Source organism: Streptomyces sp. NPDC048417 (assembly GCF_040651615.1).
In the GTDB taxonomy this organism is placed as follows: domain Bacteria; phylum Actinomycetota; class Actinomycetes; order Streptomycetales; family Streptomycetaceae; genus Streptomyces.
On sequence record NZ_JBEZKI010000003.1, the window covers coordinates 18,978 to 37,152 of the forward strand.

At 71.2% G+C, this 18,175-nt stretch carries 14 protein-coding genes; 6 read left to right on the forward strand and 8 right to left on the reverse strand.

The genetic code is table 11. The annotated features are described in order from the left end of the window. The first annotated feature begins 12 nt into the window (after positions 1-12). From AB0D59_RS05065 to AB0D59_RS05080, 4 genes are all read left to right on the forward strand, one after another. Positions 13-2,193, forward strand: a complete 2,181-nt coding sequence (locus AB0D59_RS05065; protein ID WP_362560934.1) for a trypsin-like serine protease — start codon at positions 13-15, stop codon at positions 2,191-2,193. A gap of 63 nt (positions 2,194-2,256) precedes the next feature. Further along, the gene (locus tag AB0D59_RS05070; protein WP_362560937.1) at positions 2,257-2,985 is read left to right on the forward strand and encodes a DUF6193 family natural product biosynthesis protein; all 729 of its coding nucleotides are present in this window, start codon (positions 2,257-2,259) and stop codon (positions 2,983-2,985) included. Between the two features lie 121 nt (positions 2,986-3,106). Continuing rightward, the gene (locus AB0D59_RS05075) at positions 3,107-7,156 is read left to right on the forward strand and encodes a polymorphic toxin-type HINT domain-containing protein (protein ID WP_362560938.1); all 4,050 of its coding nucleotides are present in this window, start codon (positions 3,107-3,109) and stop codon (positions 7,154-7,156) included. Between the two features lie 222 nt (positions 7,157-7,378). Continuing rightward, positions 7,379-7,822, forward strand: coding sequence for a GtrA family protein (locus AB0D59_RS05080; protein WP_362560940.1), 444 nt, complete (start codon positions 7,379-7,381; stop codon positions 7,820-7,822). A 141-nt stretch (positions 7,823-7,963) separates the two neighbouring features. On the opposite strand, the gene AB0D59_RS05085 is transcribed toward AB0D59_RS05080, so the two are convergent. The 5 genes from AB0D59_RS05085 to AB0D59_RS05105 form a co-directional block, all read right to left on the reverse strand. Beyond that, entirely contained in the window at positions 7,964-8,662 is a 699-nt protein-coding gene (locus tag AB0D59_RS05085; protein WP_362560942.1) for a sigma-70 family RNA polymerase sigma factor, read from the reverse strand. Between the two features lie 150 nt (positions 8,663-8,812). Further along, complete coding sequence (locus tag AB0D59_RS05090) at positions 8,813-9,874, reverse strand: DMT family transporter (protein WP_362560945.1); 1,062 nt, start codon at positions 9,872-9,874, stop codon at positions 8,813-8,815. A gap of 87 nt (positions 9,875-9,961) precedes the next feature. Continuing rightward, positions 9,962-10,117 carry a hypothetical protein gene (locus tag AB0D59_RS05095; protein ID WP_362560948.1) on the reverse strand — a complete coding sequence of 52 codons (156 nt, stop codon included), beginning with the start codon at positions 10,115-10,117 and terminating at the stop codon, positions 9,962-9,964. 36 nt (positions 10,118-10,153) lie between these two features. Continuing rightward, complete coding sequence (locus tag AB0D59_RS05100; RefSeq protein WP_362560949.1) at positions 10,154-11,875, reverse strand: MFS transporter; 1,722 nt, start codon at positions 11,873-11,875, stop codon at positions 10,154-10,156. 44 nt (positions 11,876-11,919) lie between these two features. Next, on the reverse strand, positions 11,920-12,366 hold the full coding sequence (locus tag AB0D59_RS05105; RefSeq protein ID WP_362560951.1) for a MarR family transcriptional regulator: 447 nt from the start codon (positions 12,364-12,366) through the stop codon (positions 11,920-11,922). Positions 12,367-12,525: 159 nt separating this feature from the next. On the opposite strand from AB0D59_RS05105, the gene AB0D59_RS05110 reads away from it, so the two are divergent. Further along, entirely contained in the window at positions 12,526-12,990 is a 465-nt protein-coding gene (locus tag AB0D59_RS05110; RefSeq protein WP_362560953.1) for a hypothetical protein, read from the forward strand. A gap of 52 nt (positions 12,991-13,042) precedes the next feature. Here AB0D59_RS05110 and AB0D59_RS05115 read toward each other — a convergent pair whose 3' ends face one another. Further along, positions 13,043-14,284, reverse strand: coding sequence for a SpoIIE family protein phosphatase (locus AB0D59_RS05115; RefSeq protein WP_362560956.1), 1,242 nt, complete (start codon positions 14,282-14,284; stop codon positions 13,043-13,045). A gap of 38 nt (positions 14,285-14,322) precedes the next feature. Continuing rightward, the gene (locus AB0D59_RS05120; protein WP_362560958.1) at positions 14,323-14,703 is read right to left on the reverse strand and encodes a hypothetical protein; all 381 of its coding nucleotides are present in this window, start codon (positions 14,701-14,703) and stop codon (positions 14,323-14,325) included. A 105-nt stretch (positions 14,704-14,808) separates the two neighbouring features. Between AB0D59_RS05120 and AB0D59_RS05125 the strand changes: the two genes are divergently transcribed. Next, positions 14,809-17,466, forward strand: coding sequence for a glycosyl hydrolase (locus AB0D59_RS05125; RefSeq protein ID WP_362560961.1), 2,658 nt, complete (start codon positions 14,809-14,811; stop codon positions 17,464-17,466). Positions 17,467-17,547: 81 nt separating this feature from the next. Here the strand turns inward: AB0D59_RS05125 and AB0D59_RS05130 are convergent, their stop codons facing one another. Further along, positions 17,548-18,105, reverse strand: a complete 558-nt coding sequence (locus tag AB0D59_RS05130; RefSeq protein WP_362560962.1) for a hypothetical protein — start codon at positions 18,103-18,105, stop codon at positions 17,548-17,550. Positions 18,106-18,175 lie beyond the last annotated feature (70 nt).

Here is an 18,175-nt window from a genome sequence, read left to right on the forward strand (position 1 = left end):
GAATCGAGAAACGTGACCTTCCTGCGTTCTTCCGCGGGCGCGGCCCTGGTGGCGGCCGTCGCCACCGCCGGCGCCCTGTTCGCCGTCCCGGCCCATGCCGTCGCGGGCGACATCGTGTCGGCCGGCTCCTACGCCTTCACCGCCAAGGTGTCCCTCGGCTCCGACGACACGGCCCGCGCGTGCAGCGGCGCCCTCGTCGCCTCGGACTGGATCCTCACCTCGGCGAGCTGCTTCGCCACCGACCCCGAGGTGCCGACCGTCGCCGCGGGCAAACCCGTCCTGGCGGCCACCGCCACCGTCGCGGGCAGGACCAGCACCGTGGTGCAGCTGGTTCCGAAGTCCGGCCGCGACCTGGTGCTGGCCCGCCTCGCGCGGCCCGCCGCCGGCGTGACCCCGGTGACCGTCGCGTCCACCGCGCCCGCCGCGGGGGACCAGCTGCGCGCGGTCGGCTACGGCCGTACCGCCACCGAGTGGGTGCCGGACAGCCCGCACACCACCACCTTCAGCGTGGACGCCGTAGGCACCGACGACCTCGATGTCACCGGCGTGGACGGCGCGCTGTGCCAGGGCGACACCGGCGGCCCCCTGCTGCGCGAGACCAGCGGCACCGTCCAGCTGGTCGGCGTCGGCAGCCGGTCCTGGCAGGGCGGCTGCATGGGCGAGACGGAGACCCGCACAGGCGCCGTCGCCGCCCGCGCCGACGACCTGTCCTCCTGGGTGACCGCCACCACCGGCCCGGCGCCCGTCACCGACTTCGACTGCGACGGCGTCGAGGACGTCGCGATCTCCGACCCCGAGGCCACCGTGGGCGGCAACGCCAAGGCGGGCCTGGTCCGGATCGTCTACGGCGGCGGCAAGGGCACCGCCGAGATCAGCCAGGCCCTCGACTGGGTCAACGGCAGCGCGGAGGCCGGCGACGGGTTCGGCCAGGCCATCGACACGGTCGACTACGACGGGGACGGCTGCACCGACCTGGTCGTCGGCACCCCGGCCGAGGACCTCGGCACCGCCACCGACGCCGGCATGGCCGACATCCTGTACGGCGCGACCGGCGGCCTGGGCACCGGCACCGTCAGGGACACCAACCTCCAGCAGGGCTCGGGCACCGGCTCACTGGCCGCCTCCAGCTACGAGGCGGGCGACCAGCTGGGCGCCTCGCTCGCGGCCGGAGTCACCAACGCCGGCGAGCCGTTCGTGGTGATCGGCAGCCCCGGCGAGGACCTGGACACCTCCGCCGACGCCGGCGAGGCCTTCTACGTCCACGGCAGCGCCAACGTCTCCATCCACCAGGACAGCCTCGACGTCCCCGGTTCCATAGAGCCGAACGACGGGTTCGGCGGCGCCGTCGCGGCCGACTCCGACCACATCGTCATCAGCGCCCCTGGCGAGACCATCGGCACCGCCGGCACCGGCGCCGGCAACCTCGCCGTCTTCGACCCGAACGCGCTGAACGCCGAGAGCCGCCCGACCCCGCTGTTCGGCCTCGACCAGGACCTGGACACGGTGAGCGGGGGCGCGGAGGCCGGTGACGAGTTCGGCCGCTCGGTGGCGCTCGTGCCCTACCGCCCGTCCGGGGCCGCCACGGCCGACGAGTCGATCCTCGCGGTCGGTTCGCCGGGCGAGGGCCTGACCATCGACTCCGTCGCCAAGGCCGAGGTGGGCAACGTCCTGACCTTCGAGGTCACCTCGACCGGCACCTACACCCAGCTCAACTCGTACCAGTCGGGCACCGACAGCGACGACGTGTCCGGCACCTCCGAGGTCGGGGACCACTTCGGCCAGACCCTGAGCGCGGTGAACACCGCGCCCCGCGCGGTGAGCACCACCGACACCCTCAAACTGGCCGTCGGTATCCCGGACGAGGTCATCGGCACCACGGCGGGCGCGGGCGCGTTCAGCACCTTCTCGCTGCTGGGCTCGCCCGGGGCCAACGACCACTGGACCGAGATCGGCGACGGCGACGGCATCCCCGGCACCGCGGCCGCGGGCCAGCACCTGGGCAGCAGCATCCACTACACCGGTACGAAGCTGTACGCCGGTCTGCCCTACGGTCCGTCGGTCTACGGCACTCTGTACGCCCTGCCGCTGTCCAACGTGACGGCCGGCGGCCCGGTCGCCGCGGTCACGACGTACCAGCCGGGCGCGGGCGGTCTGCCGGCGGCGGATGTCAGTTTCGGTTACGCGGCACGGTAGGAGTGAACCGGCCGTACCGCCGATCAAGCGGTACGGCCGGTTCGGTGATGCCACAATGTCCGGGTGAATTCTGAATTCTATGCGGACGTGATCGAGGCCGGCGGTCTGGCCGCCGCGCTGGAGCAATCGGCAGCCGGTCTCGGTATCCCTCTCATTCTTGTTGCCGGCCGAAAGGAAATAGCGGATTCGGTCGGTATCGCCACTACAGCCGCCGGGCGGCTTCCGCTGCTGGTGTTCCCGCGCACCGACGCCCGTGGTTTCCGGCTCGTCGGCCGGTCCAGGGAGGTCGACATCCTCACCGGGGAGGCACGGGATCTCGCAGACGTCGTCGAGGCGGGTGCGGCCTGGGCGGCGGGCACCGCGGTGCCGGAGATGCGCGACGGCCTGCCCTTCCTCCAGTTCGACGCCCTCGCCGAGGCCCACGAGCGCGGACCCGAGGCGGCGGTCGCGGCGCAGTGGGGCCGGCTGAAGGAGAAGGCGGCCGGCACCGCTTCCTTCCCCGAGTTCGGACGGCTGGTGGAGGCGGCGTACGCGGAACCACGGCTGCGGCAGCTCTTCCCGTTCACCAGCCACTGGACGGTCGCCTTCAGCTCCTGCACCGCCCGCCCTTACCACGACGAGATCGCGATCGCCCCGCAGTACGGCGGCGGCCCGTACCTCGTCCTTCGGCATCCGAACACCGGAATGCTCGGCGAGGCCGCCACCGTGGAAGAGGCGGTGGCGCTCGCCCTGGCGCACCTTCCGGAATCCGCCGGTCCGGCTGTGGCGGGATTCACCGGCAGGGCTGTCTGAATTCTTCACAACCGTTTTCCACGCCCAACTGGTTATGCTCTTACCTGGCAATATCCAGTGTTCGAAAAATGGGAATAGCGGTCCTGTACGACCGCTTTCCCGGGGGTGGAAGAAGGTATTTGTGAGAGGAAGACAATACGGGCGTCCCGGAATACGCAGGGGCGCCCTCAGACGCACGGCGGGATCCCTGGCCCTGGCCGTGCTGGCCGGACTCCTCGGCGCGTACCCGGCGGCCGCCGACGACACGGTGGACGACACCGTCGTACCGATATCCCGCGGCTTCCGTCAGCAGGCGGTGGACCTCTGGGTGTCCGGCGGCACCGAGGTGCGGTCGGCCGCCGAGACCGCGCTGGTCGGCAGCGCTGACGACATCGCCGCCTTCCTCACGACCTATGGGGACCAGGAGCTCCAGGACTACCGGGTCGAGGCCGCCCAACTGGCCGCCATGGGCGGGGAGAACACCCTCGAAGCCGTTCGCACCGCGCTGACCGGCAGCGAGGCCGACCTCGCCCTGTTCATGAAGTCGGGCTGGGAGGAGCCCCTGGAGCAGGACCAGCGGGTCCTGGTCGCCCGGGCGATCGACGCGGGCGGCCCCGAGGTGCAGGAGCGCGGCCGCACAGCGCTCGCCGGCACCGCCGAGGACATCCAGACCTTCCTGGACACGGGGCTGACGGAGGCTCAGGAACAGGACGACCGGGTTCTGCTGGCCCAGATCATCGCCGCCGGCGGCACCAATGTGCGGGCCGCCGGGCGGCTCGCGCTGAGCGGCACCATCGACGACGTACGGGAGTTCCTGGACGTCGGGCAGTTCACCGCCCGCAACCGCGACGAGGAGTACGCGAGCATCGCGGAGCTCGCGGACCAGGCGGAGCGGGCGGGCAAGCTCGCCGCGACGGAGACCGCGAAGGCCGAGGACGCTTCCAAGGAGGCCGTCGAGGCCGCCGCGCAGGCGAAGAAGGCCGCGCAGGAGGCGGCCGCGGAGGCCGAGGCCACGCAGGACGACACCGAAAACGCGGCCCGTGCCGCGAACCGGGCGGCGAGCGCCGCGTCCGGCGCGGCGAAGGCCGCGCAGCGGGCCATCTCCGCGGCCAACTCCGCCGAGCAGTCCGCGCGGACGGCGGCGGCGGCCGCGGCCCAGGCGGCGGCAGCCGCGGTCGGCGCCGCCAACGCGGCCGCCGACGCACGCAACGCGGCGGCCGCCGCCTCGACGGACGCCGCCAACGCGGACGCCGCCAGGAAGGCCGCGACCAAGGCCAGTGACGCGGCCAAGGGCGCGGACAGGGCGGCGGACGCCGCCGACCAGGCCGTGACGGCCGCCAACGCCGCCGGTGACGCCGCCTTGTCCGCCGCGAGCGCGGGCAACAACGCCGCCGCGGCGGCCGACGCCGCGGTGGCGGCCGGCCAGTACGCCGGTGCGGGTAGTGCCGCCGCGGCGAACGCCCGAGCCGCCGCCGCCTCGGCACACCGGCAGGCCGCCGAGGCCAACCGGGCCGCGGGCCAAGCCGAGTCGCTCGCCCGCAAGGCGGCCACGGCGGCCGGCGCCGCCCGGGACGCGGCGCGGTCGGCCGCCGAGCACGCCAGGAACGCGGCGAAGGCCGCACAGGAGGCCGCCGACAGCGCGATCGACGCGTCCACCGCGGCCGCCAAGTCCACCGCCCACGCCAACGCGGCCACCGAGGCGGCGAAGGTCGCCACCGAGGCCGCCGCACAGGCCCAGACCGTCTACACGCTGGCCCGCGAGGTCGAGGCGGAGGAGTTGCTCGGCCGGACCAACGCCGGCATCGAGAACGCCCGCGACCTCAAGGCGCAGGAGACGGCGGAGCAGGAACAGCGCGACCAGGAAGCCGCCGACCTCGCCGAACAGCAGGCCACCGCCGAGGAGTTGGAGCAGCAGGCCCAGGCCGGCACCGACGACGAGGAGATCGCGAAGCAGGGCCGGCGGCTCGCCCTGCTCGACATGAAGAACGGCGAGCCCTGGCTGCGCGAGGCCGCCCAGGAGGCGCTGGGCAGCGACACCGCCGGAGTCGTCGCGTACGTCCGCACCGGCCGGGCCGAGGCCCAGGCGCAGGACGACCGCAGCGAGGTGGAGCGCCTCGCCGAGGAGAGCTCCGTCAGGGAGGTCCGCGACGCGGCGGAGACAGCGCTCGACGGTGACGCGGCCACGATCAGCGCGTTCCTGAAGTCGGGCCAGTACGAGGCCGGCCGGGAGGCGTTCCGGGTGGCGATCGCCCAAGCGGCCGCCACCGGAGGTCCCAACGTCCAGGACAAGGCGCGGGCCGCTCTGAGCACCGGCACCATCGACGCCTACCGCACCTTCCTCACCACGACCCTGGCCGAGGCCCAGGTCCAGGACGACCGGGTGACCGCCGCGCAGCTCGTCGACAGCGGCGACCCGGAGGTGCAGTCCGCCGCGCGGATCGCCCTGGAGGGCCCCTCCGACCTGCTGCACCGGTTCGTGGAGTCCGGGCAGTACACCGCCCAGCGCAAGGACTACCTGTCGCTCACCCACCAGCTGCAGGTCCAGCAGCTCGTCGCCGAGGCCTCCCAGGTGGCCGCGAAGGCGCAGTACGACGCCGCCACCGCCCAGGCCACCGCGGCAACGGCCCGCAAGGCGTCGGACGAGGCGACGTACTGGGCGGCGCAGGCGAAGGCGTCCTCCGACAAGGCGGCCGACTACTCCACCCAGGCCGACCAGTACGCCAAGGACGCCGAGGCCTCCGCGGCCGAGGCGGCGGAGTCGGCGAAGACGGCACGTGCCGCGGCGAACAGGGCGGACACGGCGGCGCAGAACGCCGCCAGGTCCGCCAGTGACGCGACCGTGTCCGCGGAACTCGCCCAGACCTCCGCCGGGTCGGCGTGGGCCTCGGCCTCCCAGGCCCAGACCTCGGCGGAGCGGGCCGGCAAGAGCGCCGCCGAGGCGGCGACCGCCGCGACCGAGGCGTTCGTGGCCACCGTCCAGAAGTACCGTGAGGAGGAGGAGACCCGCCGCCGTGCGGCCGTCGCCGCGAAGGAGGCCCAGGAGAAGGACGGCGTCACGGCCGCCGAGCTCTACCGGTGCGGAATCCTCGGCTGCGAGGCGATCGACAACCCCGGCCGATGGTGCCAGCACCACGAGGCCTACTGCGACGTGCTCTCCCGGGGGCCCGCCTTCGAGGCGAGCATGAAGCAGCTCAACGACATCATCAACGCCATCACCGGTCTCACCCAGCTGGAGAACTGCGCCCAGAAGGGCGATCTCGACGCCTGCTGGGAACTGGGCCGCGACATGGCGATGAACTCGAAGTTCCGCATGCTGAGCGCCGCCTACCGGACGCTGCGGGTCCTGCAGCGCGGCTGCACCCAGTGCTTCCTGCCCGGCACCCGCGTCCTGATGCCGGACGGCAGCACCCAGCCGATCGAGAAGGTCCAGGCCGGCGACCTGGTGAGGGCAACCGACCCGGAGACCGGCGAGACCGCGGCCCGACGGGTCACCCAGCAGATCGTCACCGAGTACGACGACAAGTACCTCGCGGCCCTCACCATCCGGGGCCCGACCGGCGACGTCGGCGACCTCTCGGCCACCTCCGAGCACCCCTTCTGGAGCACCAACCTCCACTCCTGGGTGCCGGCGCAGGACCTGCGCCCCGGCGACAGCCTGCGCACGGACGGCGGCGAGACCGCCACGGTGCTCGCCAACCGCGCCTACACCCGTACGACCGTCACGTACAGCCTCACCGTCGCGGGGCTGCACTCCTTCTACGTCCTCGCCGGACAGACCCCGGTACTGGTCCACAACTCCGAGTGCAAGGTCCTGGTGCTCGGCGTGAACGAGCACGTCGGGGACGAGACCACACGCCTCAACGGGTACAACTTCATGGACGAGAAGTACAAGGAAGTGCAGGCCACCCTGCCCGGCGGCATCCCGTACACCAGGTGGATGTCCGAGGTCGAGGGCGTGATGCGGGAGAACGGCAAGATCGCCGTGACCCTGAAGGGCTTCGACCCGCCCACCGGCACCTACCAGCAGAAGTTCGACCAGGCCGTGTTGAACGGACAGGGCGACAACTGGAAGTCCACCGAATGGGAGATGGCCCAGATCGCGAAGTACACCAAACGAGGCGTTCTGGACTGGGACAATGTGACGTTCTATGACGACCTGGGCAAAGAGGTGAAGATCGACCCGCCCAAGTAAGCATGTCAGGGCAGCGCCCCCGCCAGGGGTGCTGCCCTCACCCACCAAGCGCGGCAGCCGACGCGACGACGAACACCGACACGCAGGACAGTCGCAAGCCGGCACAGGCCGGGCCGGCTGTCCGGGCCTCAGGTGCATGCGGGTGTCTGTCACCGCCCGAACGGTCGAACAACCCCTCGAAGGGGTCCCCCAGGTCCTCGTGCCCCGGCTCATGATGGACAGGTGCGACGCCTCAGCGCAGGGCACAGCGCCTCCGACCGGCCCGGCCGCGCCACCCTGAGCAGGCAGGTCGGCTGGTTCGCCGTGATCGGTGTCGCCTCCACCGCGGGTCAGGCCCTGCTGTACTGGGTGCTGCGGCACTGGTCGCCTCCGCTCCTGGCCAACCTGGCCTCCCTCGGCGTCGTCACCGTCCTCAACACCGAGGCGAACCGGCGGCTGACCTTCCGCGGCTCTCCGGTCCGTGCCGTCCAGGCGCACTGCGCGGCAGGCGTCCTGTTCGTCCTGGCGTACCTGGTCACGTCCGGAGCAGTCCTGCTCTTGCGCCACTACCGGCCCACTGCCTCACCCGCAGACGAGTCCCTGGTACTGGTACCGAGCTTCGCCCTGGTGACGGTGGCGCGCTTCACCCTGCTGCGTCTGGTCGTCTTCGGAGGCCACCGCCGCTGAGTCGACCGAACGCGTGAATCGGGCGAAGTCGTTCTCCGTGCCCTTCCGCGTCAGTTCCGCCGCGTCGGATGAGAGTCCTCGGCTCGTGTTCCCCGGAGCGGCGTACAGGCATCGGACTCGGGGGGCGGCCCCCACCGGTGTTCAGGCGGCCCGGCCGTGCCGGCGCGTGGTGTGCTTCTGAACGAGTCCGTGCTCGCCTGCGTAGTCCTGGAGCAGTTGCCGCAGGTGGTGCCGGGCCCGGTGGACGCGGGAACCGACGGTGTTCTTGGGCACGCCCGTGAAGTCGGCGGTCTCCTGGTAGGTGAAGCCCTCGACGTCACAGAGGTAGATGGTCACCCGTTGATCGGTGGGAAGGGCGCGTAGGGCCGCCCGGACGTGTGGGTCGCCCAGGCGGTCCAGCACCTCGGTCTCGGCCGAGCGCAGTCCCCGCGGCATGTGGGACTCGGCGTGGGCCTGCTGCCAGTCCTCGATCTCGTCGACGCGGCTGCGGGCCGGCTCGGACCGTGCCTTGCGTTTGTTGTTGAGGAAGGTGTTGACCAGGATGCGGTCGAGCCAGGCTCTGAGGTTGGTGCCCTGCTGGAACTGGTCGAAGTGCGCGTACGCCTTGGCGTAGGTCTCCTGCACCAGGTCTTCGGCGTCGTCCGGATTGCGGGTCAAGCGCAACGCGGCCAAGTACATGCGATGGCGGAATTCCAGGGCACATTCGAAGCCGGCCAGGCGTTCGGCGTCGGACAGCTGGTCTTCGTCGGTGCGCTGTTCTCGGTGCCGGCCGGTGCCACCGGCTACCGTCGGCCTCCCGCTCGGAGCGCTGACAAGGGGACCGGTGATGGATGTGGGCATCGATGGTTTCCTCCTTCGACTCACTGCAAGTGCGTTGCGGTTGCGCGGGGTGCGGGTTGCTGACCAACCGGTCCGCGCATGACACGCGCTCGGCCGGCCCGACCGAGCATCGGTTGCCGCACTGAGCGGGGGGAGCAGGGGCGCCCTCATTCACCCAGGTGGCGTGATCGGACTTCGCTCGCGGACCGAGGACGCGGGCGAGGACACGACGGTGGTGACCGTGCCCATGTCGCCGAGCGCATGACGGCCGTCGCGGGCATGATGGCCGTCGCGGGCATGAGCCGCCGCATGGTCCGGGGCGCTCGTCGTCGCGGCCTCGTGGTCCGTCGGCGTGGCCGTGTTCGACGTGCGGGCCGGCTCGCCGGACAGGGCGTGGTCACGGGACAGCCGGGTCACGCCCGCCGCCGCGAGTGCGAGGCAGGGGAGTTGGAGGGTCAGCCACCAGCCGCCGCGCAGGGTTTCGCCGTAGAGGGTGATGCCCAGAGTGAGGCTGACGAGGGCGTCTGAGAGGGTCAGTGCCGGTTGTGAGGCGATCAGCGGTCCGGACTGCAGGGCGTTCTCCAACAGGAACAACGAGCACACGCCCGTCGCGGCGAAGGCGTAGGTCTGCCAGGAGGTGAAGAAGGCGGCGACACCCTCACGGCTGAGGGTGTCGGTGGAGGACTTCATCAACGCGGCGGTCAGGGCGTAGCCGATGCCGGCGGCCAGACCCGTGCAGGCGGCACGGCTCGGGCCCACACGGCGCCTGACTGCGAGGGCGCACAGCACCGCCATGGCGCCCAGGCAACAGGTCATCACCGCTGTCCACCGCGAGGCGGGGGCTTGGAGGGTGCCTCCTTCGGGTGCGGCCGCGAACAGCCCCAGACAGAGACTGACGACGATCGTGCCGACAGAGAGCCAGGTCGCCCGGGGCATCGGGTGACGGAAGGCGATACCTGCGACGAGCAGGGTGAACGGCAACTCCAGCAGGAAGACCGGCTGTACGACGGCCAGGGGGCCGGTGGCCAGTGCGGCGCCCTGAAAGAGCGCCGCGAGGATGACGCCTCCGATGCCGAGCAGCCAGACGGGCGTACGGAGCAGGTCCCACATCAGGCCGATCCGGAACCTGTCGGACTGCGGGACGATCAGGGCGGCCCGACGCTGCATCACGTTTCCCAGAGCGTTGCTCGCGGCCGCGAGGACGGCGCAGACCAGTGACACGGCGATCAGCACGACAACCTCCTCTCGGCGGACGGCGGACGGCGGACGGCGGACGCGAAACGCCCGAGGGCGTACCGCGGTTACGCGGTACGCCCTGTCTCAGCTCTGCGGCGGGCCGAACCGATACTGGCCACCCTTCTTCTCGAAGACGTGGGGACGCGGCGACCTGTCCCATGCGCCGATCAAGTCGGCGTCGAGGGCGGTGATCAGCGCCAAGGTCTCCAGCGGGTACGCGACCGCGTTCGTCGCACTCACTTCGTCTCCTTCCGGCCGACGCCGTGCCCGTCTTCGTTACGCGCTCTTGGTACGCAGTTCCTCCAGTGCCGCTGCCGTCAACCGGTGTGGTGTCCGACCGGGTTCGACCAGGACGACGGTGCAGTCCGCGGCGTGGGTCAGTGCGGCGGTGAAGCTGCCGTCGGTGAACTGCGCCACCGGTCCGCGCGGGGATCGGCCGATCGCGATCGTGTGTGCTTCGACGTCGGCGGCGTGCTGGGCGAGGACCCTGCCGGCTGTGGCGTGGTCACCGATGGCGGTGAGTACCTGTCCGGTGGCGGTGATGTCGTGTGCGGCGAGGTGGTTGAGGTACCCGAGGACCGCGGCGCGTGCCTGGTCGGCGTCCTCGGTGTCGATGGCTTGTTCCTCGATCACGGCGGTCTCACGGACGTGGACGACCTCCAGCGCGCTGCCCGTGTCGCGGGCGATGGCGGCGGCCTCGTCGACGATCAGGGCGGCGTCCTCGGTCGCGCCGACCGCCACGATGACCGGCCGGTACCCGGGCTCCGGGGTCGCCCCGACGCGCTCGAGGGTCGGGCGCACCGTCTCACCGTGGGCCTCCTTCTTCTCCGCAGCGCTGACCAGCTTGTGGCCCGAGGCGAGGACGAAGACCGCGAGGATGAAGGTGGCGCCGCCGAGGTAGAACGGGACGCTGAGGTCGGTGGCGTCGGCGAGCTTGCCGGCGACGAACGGGGCCAGGCCGCCTCCGATGAACCGGACGAAGCCGTAGGACGAGGAGGCGACCGATCGCTCGACCGGGGAGACGAGCATGACGGCCTGGGTGGTGAGGGTGTTGTTGATGCCGATGAACGCGCCGCTGACGATGACCGCGACGATCACGGTGACGGGGTTGTCGACGCCGGCGGCGATGACCGCCATGACGACAGCGAGCCCGATCAGGTTGCAGTAGAGCACCGGGGCAGTGCCGAATCGTGCCTGCAGGCGGGGCGCGAAGTACACGCTGAAGGCGGCGACCAGCAGACCCCAGCCGGTGAAGACCAGGCCGAGTTGCTCGGCGCCGAGTTCCATGGGGTACGGCGCGTAGCCGAGCATGGTGAAGAATCCCCAGTTGTACAGCAGCGCCATGATGCCCATGGTGAGCAGGCCGCGGTGCCGCAACGCCTTGAGCGGGGCGGCCAGCGATTGCCGCTGTGCGGGCTTGGGCAGTGCGGGGACGAACGCGATCGTGGCGATCAGGGAGACGGCCATGAGCCCGGCGACGCCGTAGAACGGCCCGCGCCAGCTGATGGTGCCCAGTTCACCGCCGAGCAGCGGACCCACCGCGATGCCGAGACCGAGTGCCGCTTCGTACAGGATGATCGCTCCGCCGAAGCCGCCGCTGGCCGAGGCGACGATGACCGCCAGGCTGGTGGCGATGAACAGGGCGTTGCCCACGCCCCAGCCGGCGCGGAAGCCGACGATGCCGCCTATCGAGCCGGAGGCGCCGGCGAGCGCGGAGAACGCGACGATCAGCACCAGGCCTATGACCAGCGTGCGCTTGGCGCCGATCCGGCTGGAGACCCACCCCACCACGAGCATCGCGACGGCGGTCACGACCAGGTAGCTGGTGAACAGCAGCGACACCTGACTCGGTGTGGCATGCAGGTTCTTCGCGAGGGAGGGCAGGATCGGGTCGACCAGGCCGATGCCCATGAACGAGATGACACAGGCGAACGCCACGGCCCAAACAGCACGTGGCTGCTTGAACAGACTCGCCGTTGTCCCATGCGTTGCGCTCATTGCCTATTTTCTCCTGGAAGGTTGTCCCTCATCGATGCCGGCGGTCACTTGGACGCCTCGGCCTGGATCAGTCGGGCGAGTGCGGGGAGGGCGATGACCACCGCGGACCGCTCCTGCGGATCAAGCCGGTCCATCAGCTCGCGCAGAGCCTCCGCCCGTTCGGCACGCCGCTCTCTGACCACGTCGGCTCCGGCGTCGGTCGCTTCGACCAGCACGCCTCGCCGGTCGTCGGTGCTCGCGATGCGGCGTACCAGCCCGTCGCGTTCCATACGCGTGACCAGCTGTGTCATTCCGGGCTGGGAGACGCCCTCGGCGCGTGCCAGCTCGGTGAGCCGCTGGGGCCCCTCGCGACCGAGGCGGCCCAACACGGACGAGGCCGCCGAGCTCAGCCCTCCGGCTGTGCTGACCTGACGCACGTACCGCACCAACTGCTCAAGGGCGACGACGAGCTCTTCACCGGAGCCGCTGGACTCCATAACCCCGTTATGCATAACTGCATTATGAAATTGACGTGAGCCGATCGTCAACGTGACCTGGATCTCAGCCCGGACGGTTCGGCGTCCTCCGCAACCACGCCTCGGCCCGCACCGCACCAAAAGCCGGTCTCGCTACTTTCTGTATCCAGAAGTTACTCTGTGTATACTTTTTTCATGGCCGCCCCCAGTGCCGTCCGCCGCCTCCTGCTCGCCACCGGCTTTCTGGTGCTTGTACAGGCGGGGATCGGCCTGGTCATCAACCTCTACGGCCTCTATCCGGCGCACCATCGGGGCTCTCGGGCGGAGGCCCATCGCATCAGGGCCTACGAGAGCTTCACCTGGGCGGTCGGGCACGGCACCCTCGCCCTCGCCGTGCACACCGCGCTCGGCCTCACGCTCGTCCTGCTGTCGATCGTCGCGGCAGCGCGCGCCGTACTGCTCCGTCAGCGCGCGGTCGCGTTCTGGACCGTGCTCGGGACGCTCCTCGTCATCGGTGCGGCGGTATTCGGTGGGAGCTTTCTCGCCAACGGCAAGATCCTCAACTCACTGCTGATGGCCCTGTTCGCGCTCAGCGCCGAGGTGTGCTTCCACGTCGCCATCGATCTTCTGCCTTCCGGACGGCACCCCGCCTTGGTGTGAGGGGTCGCGCGCCTGAAGTCCTGGCGGGGATGTCCTCAGCACGGGGAATCCGTCAGAGTCGCACGACGACCAGGGCGATGTCGTCGGGGGCTCCGCCGGACAGGCCGAGGCGAGCCAGCAGCGCATCGGCCACGGCCTCCGGGGCGAGGGTGGCGCAGCGAACGAGGTTGTCGGTGAGGCGTTTCAGGCCCGCGTCGATGTCCTCGCCGCGGCGTTCAATCAGTCCGTCGGTGTACAGCACGAGGGTGTCGCCGGGGGTGTAGGACAAGTCCGCCTGGGGGCGGGGAACGGGCTGGAGGCGGGCACCCAGGGGCGGATCGGTGGCCTGGTCCAGCAGTTCGCAGGCCCCGCCCGGGCGCACCAGGATCGCCGGGGGATGACCTGCGTTGCTGTAGGTGATCAGGCGGCTGCGGGGATCCACCACCGCCTTGATCACGGTCGTGTTCAGCGCGCCCTCGACCGACCGGGCGTACAGCCCCAGCGCCTCCACCACCAGGGCCGGCCGCTCCAGCGCCCGGGTGGCGGCGCTCAGTGCGCTGCGCAGCATGCCCATGACGGCTGCGGCCTCCAGGCCGTGCCCGACGACGTCACCGACCGCCACCGCGAAGCGACTGTCGGGAAGGTCGACCACGTCGTACCAGTCGCCACAGACGTTCAGCGATCCCGTCGCGGGCAGATAGCGCACCGCGATGTCCTTGTGGTGGGCCAGGTCAGGCGATTGGAGCATCGCCTCCTGGAGGGTGACGGCCACCTGACGCTCGCGGTCGTGGGACTGGCGCAGCTCCTCGTTGAGGCGCTGCAGCTCGCGGGCGCGCGCGTACAGCTCGGCCACCAGCGCCTCCCGCTCGGTCAGCTGCTCCGCCGGCGGCCGCTTCCCGGCGGCGCGGGCCTTGATGAACGCGGTCACGTCCTCCACCCGGTGAATGATCCACTCCACCGTGCCGTCCGGAGCAAGGATCGGTGTGTTGATCGGCGACCACCACCGCTCCTCGAACGCCTCTGGTCGCCCCCCGGCAGGGATGTCGTACTTCTGCAGGGCCATCGTGTCCGGCCTCCGCGAGACCAGGACCCGGTGCAGGGAAGCCTTCAGGTTGCGGACCCCGTCGGCCTCGGGATCGTTCGGATTGTCCGGGAAGGCGTCGAAGATGTGCCGCCCGAGCAGGTCCTCCCTGGTGCGGCCGGTCGCCTCCAGATAGGCCCGGTTGACCTCGACGATCACCAGGTCCGGGCCCAGCACCAGATACGGACTCGGCGTGGCCGCGAACAGCGCCGCGTAATCCATCCCCGCCATCACCCTCCGCCTTTACGACCTGCCCATCCTCCCCTCTCACGCTACGGCTCGACCCAGCCGGATGCCTGCGCGTCGAGGACGGCAACCGCGCCTACGGTCTTTTGCCACAGCAGATGCGGAGCCCGGTTCCCGCGCACCGGGCGGCGCCGGGCGGCGGAGGTCGGACGGCGGACGGCGAGCGGCGAGCAGCGGAGGTCGAGCGGCGAACGGCGAACGGCGAACGGCGAGCAGCGAGCGGCGAGCGGCGAGCGGCGAGCGGCGGACAGGAACGGTGTCACGGCCGCGCGAGCCGCGGGAACGGTTCCGGGCATCGAACGCTCCGTCTCCCCGGTCCGGTCCCGGCCCGAACGGCGTCGATCGCGCGCGGTCGTCGCGATCAACGCGATCGTCGCGATGGCTGCGTTCGACCACCCCCACTGCATGAAGTGTCAGGTTCTGGTCAAAGGCTGTTCAAGTGCCGGACGCCTTCTGCCGCTCGTGGTCGGGTCCCTGCGACGGCTGTATCCGTGCCCGTTCAGGAGGACCTGGTGTCAGCACCGACCCGTAAGAGACGATGGTTCACGATCTGCGCCATCACCGCATCCGCCGCACTCGTCGCGATACCCGCAGGCGCCGCGCCCGGCCCGGCCGGCACCCCCTTCGGGGTCCGCACACTCGCCCGACTCTCCGCCGAGCGCACCCAGTCGGTGGGGGGCATCACCCCCAAGGCGAAGGCCGAGGAAGACGGCGGCGGTGACGACGACGGCAACGAGGCCGACGAGATAGCCGAGGGCGCGGACCAGTACGCCGAGGCCCGCACCTCACCCGGCATCGTCGCACCGGGGGCCTACGGCGCCGCCTGGAACAGCCTGACCAACCTGCCGGACACCGGCGGCGGTTGGCGGAACATCACCGACCTGCCGTACAACTCGGACGACCCGCGCTACCGCGACTACGACTCCAACTCCAGCGGCGGCTCGGGCAACGTCACCGGCCGGATGGCCGCGATGGCCGCCGACGACGACGGGTACGTGTACGCGGGCAGCGCGGGCGGCGGTGTGTGGCGCTCCCGTACCGGGGGCGGGCACTGGCGGCCCATCAGCGACGGTCTGCCCTCGCAGTCCACCGGCGCCCTCGCGCTCGACGGGGCCGGGCGGCTGTGGCTGGGCACCGGTGAGGCGACGACCAACGCGGACGCGTACCTCGGCAGCGGCGTCTACGTCCTGTCCGACCCGCACCGCGGCACGTTCTCCTCCCGCAGCCGGGTCGGCGGCGACGAGCTGGAGTCCACCACCATCCACGAGCTGCGCTTCGGCGGCGGCAAGGTGTGGGCGGCGACCAGCGAAGGTGTGTGGAGCCACTCCACGAAGACGCTGAAGGGCGCCTGGAAGCTGGAGTTCGCGCCCAACCCCGACTACCTGCCGGGCGGTTCGCTCGCGAGCGACCCCTCGGCCGCGTACAAGAACATCGCCAACGACATCGCGATCGACCCGAAGGACCCCGCCAAGGTGGTCCTCGCGGTCGGCTGGCGCAGCGGTGACGACTACAACGGCTTCTACGCCAAGGACTCCAGCGGCACCTGGACCCGGATCACCGGCGGACTGGGCGACCTGCCGGCCGACGCGGACGACGTCGGCAACGTCACCTTCGCCCGCTCCGCCGACGGCTCGCGCTACTACGCCATCGACCAGTCCCCGGAGCAGCTGAACACCAACCCGGACAGCGGCCTGGAGGGCATCTACGTCTCCAAGTCCGGCTCCCCCACCGGCCCCTGGACGAAGATCGCCGACTACCAGGGTCTGGCCGCGGACGGTTCGGCGCTGACCTCCAGCGGCTACATGCCGGGCGTCCAGGCCTGGTACAACCAGTTCCTGACCGTCGACCCGGCGAACGCGGAGCACGTCTACGCCGGGCTCGAGGAGGTCTACGAGACCAAGGACGGCGGCAGCAGCTGGTCCACCGTCGGCCCGTACTGGAACTTCGGCTTCCGCTGCTGGAGCATCGACCCCGCCAAGCAGACGGGCGACTGCAGCCAGACCACCCACTCCGACCAGCACGGCGTCGCCGTCGGCAGCTACCACGGCAAGAGCTTCGTCTACGTCGGCAACGACGGCGGCGTCTACAAGCGCCCGCTCGACGGCGCCCAGGACTCCTCCGGACACGCCACCGACTGGACCTCGCTCAACGACGGCACCATCGACACCCTCCAGTACTACTCGGTGGGCATCGGCAAAGACCTGACCTACGGCGGCGTCTCCGTCACCGGCGGCCTGCAGGACAACGGCCAGTCCCTCCTGCGCGGCAACGACACCGTGATGGGCTCCAACTTCGGCGGCGACGGCGGCGACACGCTCACCGACCCGGCCAACGGCTGCAACATGGCCGAGGAGTACGTCTACCTCGCCATCCAGGTGACCCAGAACTGTGCGGTCAACGACGGCAGTTGGGTCACCGACCCGAGCAAGGTCACGTCGTACAACGTCGCGCCCGCCGACAACGCCACCGGCGAGGCCCGCTTCATCGCCCCGATCACGGCCGACGCGAAGAACAGCTCGACGTGGATCGCGGGCGGCCGCCATGTGTGGGTGCAGACCCATGGCTACGCCATCCGCAGCGGTTCGGAGTGGAACAGCGTGTACGACCTCGGTGAAGGCCGCACCGCGACCGCCGTCGCGGCCTCCGGTGGCAAGGTCTACGCGGCCTGGTGCGGTCCCTGCAACAACCAGGGCTTCGCCCGCGGCATCTCGGTGGGCAATGCGGACGGCACCGGCTGGCACGACATCGCCCTGCCGGTGGACGGTACGGTGCCCAACCGCTACCTCAGCGGGTTCGCGATCGACCCGAAGAACGCCGACCACGTCTACCTCACGGTCAACGGCTTCTCCCGGCAGTGGACCGAGGGCCCGGGCGCCGGTGTCGGCCATGTCTTCGAGTCCAAGGACGGCGGCACCACCTGGAAGGACATCTCGAAGAACCTTCCCGACGTGCCCGCCGACTCCGCGGTCGTCACGCCGAACGGCGGCCTCGCCGTCGCCACCGACCTCGGCGTCGTCTACCGCGCGCCGGGCCGCACGACGTGGCAGCGCGTCGGCCACCTCCCGGCCGTCGCCGTGCTCCAGCTGAAGCTGAGCCCGGACGGCAGCACGCTGTACGCGGCCACCCACGGCCGCGGCATCTACACGATCAAGGTGCGTGACTGCGGCTGACGCAGCCCCGCGGCCGACCGCGACGTGGAGGGGCGATCCCGGGTTCCGGGGTCGCCCCTCCCGCTCGTTCGGCTCTCCCGGTCACCTCCCCGCGGGATACGGGACCACGCTCACGTGCAGCGTGAAGGCGACGCGCGCCGCACCCGCCACGTCCGGCGCCTTCGCGAGCGCGGTGACCTCGGCCGCACCGGCCCGGGTCCCCGCGCACCGCAGCGAGGCGCGGGCCGTGCCCTCCGGGTCCACCCGCCATCCGGACGCCAGGACGAAAACCGGCGCGGAACTCCGCACGGCCGTCCACCGCTTGTCGTCCGTTCGAGGGCGCAGGACGAGCGACACCACGGTCCCGGGCCGCACGCACAGCCGCCGTTCGACCGCGTCACCGGGACTGACGGTGACTTCCGCGTGCCCAGCGGCACAGCTCTGCGCCGAAGCGGAGGGCGCGGTGGCCGACACCGACGGGCTGCCCCCGGTCGGGCCGGCAGACGGCCCTGCGGACGTGGGCGTGGGCGTGCCGGCCGACGGCCCCGCCGAGTTGCCGCCCTGCGACGCCCCGCCCGCCGGTCCGCCGCCCTGCGACGCCCCGCACCCCGCCAGGACGACCACCACGGCGACCGTCCAGCCCACGGCCCACCACCGCATCCCAGCACCTCCCGATCCGCGCGTACGACCCCCAGCATGCCCCGCCGCACGTGGTGTTCGTCCTCGTCGT

Coding starts and splice junctions, on each gene's coding strand:
- AB0D59_RS05100 (WP_362560949.1), bottom strand. CDS start 11,875: ATGAGCGCAACGCATGGGACAACGGCGAGTCTGTTCAAGCAGCCACGT.
- AB0D59_RS05110 (WP_362560953.1), top strand. CDS start 12,526: ATGGCCGCCCCCAGTGCCGTCCGCCGCCTCCTGCTCGCCACCGGCTTT.
- AB0D59_RS05085 (WP_362560942.1), bottom strand. CDS start 8,662: ATGCCCACATCCATCACCGGTCCCCTTGTCAGCGCTCCGAGCGGGAGG.
- AB0D59_RS05105 (WP_362560951.1), bottom strand. CDS start 12,366: ATGCATAACGGGGTTATGGAGTCCAGCGGCTCCGGTGAAGAGCTCGTC.
- AB0D59_RS05130 (WP_362560962.1), bottom strand. CDS start 18,105: ATGCGGTGGTGGGCCGTGGGCTGGACGGTCGCCGTGGTGGTCGTCCTG.
- AB0D59_RS05120 (WP_362560958.1), bottom strand. CDS start 14,703: ATGCAGTGGGGGTGGTCGAACGCAGCCATCGCGACGATCGCGTTGATC.